This is a genomic window from Actinosynnema sp. (assembly GCF_052038725.1).
Genome location: NZ_JBQGCX010000097.1, coordinates 1 through 3,663 on the forward strand (window position 1 = coordinate 1; position 3,663 = coordinate 3,663).

3 protein-coding genes are annotated in these 3,663 nt (G+C 73.7%); 2 read left to right on the forward strand and 1 reads right to left on the reverse strand.

From position 1 onward, the window contains the following. Positions 1-1,202 (reverse strand): endo-1,4-beta-xylanase (locus ACTUAL_RS01855; RefSeq protein ID WP_440899042.1); only part of this gene is annotated, 1,202 nt, incomplete at its 3' end. A 263-nt stretch (positions 1,203-1,465) separates the two neighbouring features. Here ACTUAL_RS01855 and ACTUAL_RS01860 point away from each other — a divergent pair. Together ACTUAL_RS01860 and ACTUAL_RS01865 are read left to right on the forward strand one after the other, a co-directional pair. Continuing rightward, positions 1,466-2,947, forward strand: a complete 1,482-nt coding sequence (locus tag ACTUAL_RS01860; protein ID WP_440899043.1) for a PepSY-associated TM helix domain-containing protein — start codon at positions 1,466-1,468, stop codon at positions 2,945-2,947. Continuing rightward, a complete protein-coding gene (locus tag ACTUAL_RS01865) occupies positions 2,944-3,558 on the forward strand; it encodes a DUF5134 domain-containing protein (RefSeq protein WP_096493043.1) in 615 nt (204 codons plus the stop codon). The genes ACTUAL_RS01860 and ACTUAL_RS01865 overlap by 4 nt, the downstream gene beginning before the upstream one ends. The last annotated feature ends 105 nt before the right edge of the window (positions 3,559-3,663 follow it).

Below are 3,663 nucleotides of genomic sequence, written 5' to 3' on the forward strand. Positions count from 1 at the left end.
AGGTTCGTCGTCACCGTCCAGGAGTTGATCGCCGCCGACCCCGCGGTCACCTTCACCGTCGCCACGAACCCGCCGTTCCACGAGTTCAGCGACACCGCCGCCGTGCACCCCGCCGGACCGCCGGGCGTCGTCGTGGTGGTCGTGGTGGTGGTCGTCGTGGTCGACGTCGGCGGCGTGCTGCCGCCGTTCAGGGCGGCCAGGACGGACGTGTACGCGGCCTTCTTGTTCCCGCTGCCGTCGAACAGCAGCGGGGTGCCCGAGGCCCGCCAGGAGTCCGTGTCCCTGATGCCCCACACCGTGATCCCGTTGCACCGGGCCACCGCCAGGCACGCCCGCGTCACGCGGTCGTAGTTGCTCGCCTGCGCCGAACCCGAGCCCTCGATGTCCAGCTCGGTGATCTGCACGTCCACGCCCAGCGCGGCGAAGTTCTCCAGCGTCGTCTGGTAGTTCGACGGGACCGGGCTCGCCGGGTTGAAGTGGGACTGGAAGCCCACGCAGTCGATCGGCACGCCCCTGGTCTTGAAGTCCTGCACCAGGCGGTACACCGCCTGCGTCTTGGCGTGCGTCCAGTCGTCGGTGTTGTAGTCGTTGTAGCAGAGCTTCGCGCCGGGGTCGGCGGCGCGGGCGGCGCGGAACGCGGCCTCGATCCAGTCGTTGCCGGTCCGCTGCAGGTTCGAGTCGCGCCTGCCGCCGCCACCGCCGTCGGCGAACGCCTCGTTCACCACGTCCCACGAGTCGATCTTGCCCCGGTAGTGCGTGGCGACCTGCGTGACGTGGTTCAGCATCGCCGACCGCAGCGGCGCGCCCTCCATCGACTGCATCCACCCCGGCTGCTGCGAGTGCCACGCCAGGGTGTGCCCGCGCACCTTCATGCCGCGCGCCGCCGCGTGGTTCACGATCCGGTCCGCGTTGGTGTACGTGAACTGCCCCTGCGTCGGCTCGGTCGCGTCGAGCTTCATCTCGTTCTCGGGCGTGACCGAGGTGAACTCCGAGTTGAGGATGCCCGTGTAGACCGAGTCGCTCAGCTTGTACGCGGCCACGGCGGCCCCGAAGTACCGGCCGCTCTCGGCCGCCGACGCGCCCAGCGTGGTCGCCGCCTGCGCGGCGGGCGCGTTCACCAGCAGCGCGGCGCCCAGCGTCGTGACCGACCGCAGCGCGGCGCCCCGGGCGGTCCTCGGAACTGACCTCCATGTCAGCATCATGGTTCAGCACCATCGTGGGGGAGGAGTGGCTGAAAGTTTTAGGAGCCTTAACCGAAACATATACTGACCGAACTTGCCCTGACAAGGCTCAACGCGACCCCGGACTTCGGAAAACGCCACGTGCGAGCCGTCCGAAACATTGCGAAACCCAGTCGAAAGAGGCCCCTGGGCCCGACTCGCGCGCGACGAACAACCCCACTCCCCGGAACCGGAAGCCCCACTCGTCCGACCACTGCGGTTGAGCGGCGACCGAAGGGAGCACGATGTCCATCGCCGAACGGGGAACGCCCCGCGCCTCACCCGACACAACCAGCACGCGCCGAGGTCCCGACGAGCCCGCCTGGCCCGCGCTCCGCGCCCTCCTGCTGCGCCTGCACTTCTACGCCGGTGTCCTCATAGGACCGTTCCTCCTCGTCGCCGCCGTCACCGGGATCGCCTACGTCTTCACGCCGCAGCTGGAACGCGCCGTCTACGACCACGAGCTGCACGTCCCGGCGGGCGACACCCGCCTGTCGCTCGACGAGCAGGCGGGCATCGCCGCCGCGCTCGTCCCGGACGGCAGGCTCACCGGCGTCCGCCCCGGTCCGACCCCCACCGACAGCACCCAGGTGATCTTCACGCTCCCCGGCCAGCGGGAGAGCTACCACCAGACCGTGTTCGTCGACCCGCACACCGGCGAGGTGCGCGGGCAGCACGAGACCTACGGCTCCGGCCAGGCCCTCCCGCTCCGCGGCTGGATCGACAACCTGCACCGCAACCTGCACCTCGGCGAGTTCGGCAGGCTCTACAGCGAACTGGCCGCCAGCTGGCTGTGGGTCGTCGTGCTCGCCGGCCTGGCGCTGTGGATCGGCAGGCGCCGCAGGCGCAAGCGCGAGCTGGTCCTCCCGCAACCAGCGCCCGCCGGTCGCCGCCGAACCCTGTCCTGGCACGGCGCGCTCGGCCTGTGGGCCGCCGCGGGCCTGCTGTTCCTGTCCGCCACCGGGCTCACCTGGTCCGCCTACGCGGGCGCCACCATCGGCGAGGTCCGCACCGCGCTGGACTGGACCACCCCGGCGGTCACCTCCGCGATCACCGCGACCGAGGAGGGCCCGCACATCGGCCTCCAGGCCGCCCGCGACGCCGCGCTCGCCGTCGGCCTCACCGACCCCGTCGAGGTCCGCCCGCCCGCCGAGGGCAAGGCGTACGTCGTGCAGCAGGTGCAGCGCAGCTGGCCCGAGAAGCAGGACTCGGCGGCGATCCACCCGGTCACCGGCGAGGTCCTGGACGTGCTCCGCTTCGCCGACCACCCCCTCGCCGCCAAGCTCACCCGCTGGGGCATCGACGCCCACATGGGCCTGCTGTTCGGCCTGCCCAACCAGCTCGTCCTCACCGCGCTCGCACTCACCCTCGTCGCCCTGGTGTGCTGGGGCTACCGCATGTGGTGGCAGCGCAGGCCCACCAGGGGCGGCGCCCGGTTCGGCCGGGCGCCCGCGCGCGGCGGGTGGCGCAGGACGCCGGGGCGGGTGCTCGCCCCGCTGGTCGTCGCCGCGGCGGTCGTCGGCTACTACCTGCCGCTGCTCGGCGTCCCGCTCCTGGGCTTCCTCGCGCTCGACGTCGCGCTCGGCGCGCGGCGCGCCCGTCAGGAGGGCACGCAGGAGGCCACGCAGGAGGGCACGCAGGCGGAAGCCGGACCGGACGCGCCGGCCGACGATGGGGTCCCGGACGAGGGCACGGCCACCACCGAGGAGCAGGGGGTCCCCGCGTGATCGACGAGATCGTGCTGCGCGTCGCGCTCACCGCCGCCTACGCGCTCGCCTGCGGCTTCCACCTGGTGCGCCTGCGGCGCGACGGCGGGCTCGTGGACCGGGTCGGCTCCGTGCTGCACGCCCTGATGTGCGCGGGCATGGTCCTCATGGCCTGGCCCGCCACGATGGCGTTCGCCCCCGTGCCGCAGACCGCCCTGTTCGCCGTCGCCGCCGCCTGGTTCGCCGCGCTGGCCGCGATCGGCGGCCGGGCCTGCGCCGGGCACGGCCGGGTCGAGCTGGCGCACCACGCGGTGATGATGGCGGGCATGGCGTGGATGGTCGTGGTGATGCCGCTGGCCATGCGCGAGCCGTCCTCCGGCGGCGGTGGCGGCGCGCACGACCACCACGGCGGCGCCACGACCACCGCCGTCGACGCGGGCGCCGGGGCGCCGGGGCACGTGACCGCCGTGGGCCTGGCCCTCGCCGCGCTGTTCGCGGTCGCCGGGACCGCCTGGCTGGCCCGAGCGCTCGACGTGGGCCGCGCGCCCGGCGCCCGGCGGCGCGCGGTCGCGCCCGCCGTGGAGAGCGCGATGAGCCTGGGCATGGCGGTCATGGCCGTCGCGATGACCTGACCCGCCTCCGGGCGGGGGGCGCGGCCCGGCCGGGGGTTCGCCCGGCCGCGGGGGCGTCCTCCACCCCGCCGCCGCGCCCGGCACGGCGGCGGCGGGCTTTTGTCG